At 68.1% G+C, this 1,771-nt stretch carries 1 protein-coding gene and 1 pseudogene; one reads left to right on the forward strand and one right to left on the reverse strand.

Annotation, left to right across the window (positions count from 1 at the left end; translation table 11 throughout):
• The first annotated feature begins 120 nt into the window (after positions 1–120).
• Positions 121–1,362, forward strand: a complete 1,242-nt coding sequence (cqsA, locus tag BGO22_RS14040) for an alpha-hydroxyketone-type quorum-sensing autoinducer synthase (RefSeq protein ID WP_070397126.1) — start codon at positions 121–123, stop codon at positions 1,360–1,362.
• Positions 1,363–1,393: 31 nt separating this feature from the next.
• Here the strand turns inward: cqsA and BGO22_RS14045 are convergent.
• Positions 1,394–1,771, reverse strand: a pseudogene (locus tag BGO22_RS14045) (response regulator); the annotation flags it as partial.

Raw genomic sequence — 1,771 nt, forward strand, 5'->3', positions numbered from 1 at the left:
GTTTTCCAAACTCAAAGTTGAGACGAAAGCGTCAAGCCCCCTGTCAATCCTGACAGGGTTTGTGCGATCCGTCACACATTTCTTTTTTCAATGGAGTCCTGGGTCTTTAAAGGGAACTCCATGACAACGTTGGGAACACTCGAACTCGCGGCGCCGAAAGATCCGCCGCTCAACCCCGCTTTGCGCGCGCGTCTGGAGCGGGACTTTCTGCCCCGCTGGGAGGGGGACTGGGGCGGCAAATTCGTGTTGCACGGCAGCCAGCCCGGTCCCAACGCGGTGCGCCTGGACGGCAACGACTACCTGAGCGTGACCGGCCACCCGGACATCGTTTCGGCACAGGTCGCGGCCCTCACCCGCAACTCGGAATTCGTGGTGCAGTCGGGCGTGTTTCTGCTGGCGCAGCACCCCTCGCGTGCGCTGGAGTTGGAGATGGCGAACTGGGTGGGCAAGGAGGACGGCCTGATTTGCCAATCGGGCTACTCGGCCAACGTGGGTCTGCTGCAGGCCATCGCCAACGCCGACACGCCGGTCTACATCGACACCATGGCCCATACCTCGCTGTGGGAAGGCGCCCATGCGGCGCGGGCGCCCGCTTCTCCGTTTCGCCACAACGACCCGGACCATCTGGACCGGGTGTTGACCAAGAAGGGCCCGGGGGTGGTGGTGGTGGACTCGGTCTACAGCACGACCGGCGCCGTCTGCCCGCTGCGCGAGATGGTCGAGGTGGTGGAGAAGCACGGCGCCATGATCCTGGTCGACGAATCGCATTCGCTGGGCACCCATGGCCCGCGCGGCGCCGGTCTGTGCGCCGAACTGGGCCTGACCGACCGGGTGCACTTCATTACCGCCAGCCTGGCCAAGGCGATGGCCGGGCGCGCTGGCTTTTTCACCATGCCGGCCAGCATGCGCTACTACGTGCTGAGCTCCAGTTTCCCGAACATCTTCAGCTCCTGCCTGCTGCCGCACGAGGTGGCCGGCCTGCGCGCTACCGTGGGCGTGCTGCAGCGCGCCGACGCGGCGCGCGAGCGGCTCATGGCCATCACCCAGCGCCTGCGCGCCAGCATCAGCGACATGGGTTACCCCATCCACCAGGGCAGCGAGCAGATCATTGCGCTGGAGGCCGGCACCGAGCCCGGGACCATGCGCCTGCGCGATGAGCTGGAAGCCCGCGGCCTGTTCGGCGCCATCTTCTGTGCCCCCGCCACCAGCCGCAACCGCGCCATGGTGCGACTGACGCTGAATGCCGCGCTCACCGAGGCCGAGATCGGGCACATCGAGGCGGTGCTGCGCGAGGTGGCGCCCATCGTGCAGCCCTGGGAGTGGCCGATCGCCCGCCGCGCGCGGGCGGGCGCGGTCGACTGAGGGCACGGGCGGACTCGCGCCGCCCGGCGCCTCAGTGGTCCTGCACCATGCGGTGGTTCTCGGACTGCAGGAAGTTGCGGTACGGGTAAATGGGCTGGGGCAATTCGGTCCCTTCGAGCTGGAAGGGCGCGGCCATGAGCAGGCCGTCCTCGCCGATGGCGATGGCCGGCGCTGTGCGCACCCGCCCGGGCAGGGCGAGCTGCTGGTGCAGTTCCACCGCCGCCAGCCGCTGGCCGGCGCGGATGGCCTGCACCACCTCCATACCCAAGGCGGCCGAGGCGGCGAGATCGGCCAGGTCGGGCAGGCTGGAGGTGGGTTCGAGCTGCAGCCAGTGCACCTGGCCGGCCATGTCCAGGCCGATCAGGCCGAAGGGCTCGCCGATCACCACGTACTCCACCCAGTGGTGGTG

Source organism: Hydrogenophaga sp. 70-12 (genome assembly GCF_001897365.1).
Taxonomy (GTDB): Bacteria; Pseudomonadota; Gammaproteobacteria; order Burkholderiales; family Burkholderiaceae_C; genus Hydrogenophaga; species Hydrogenophaga borbori.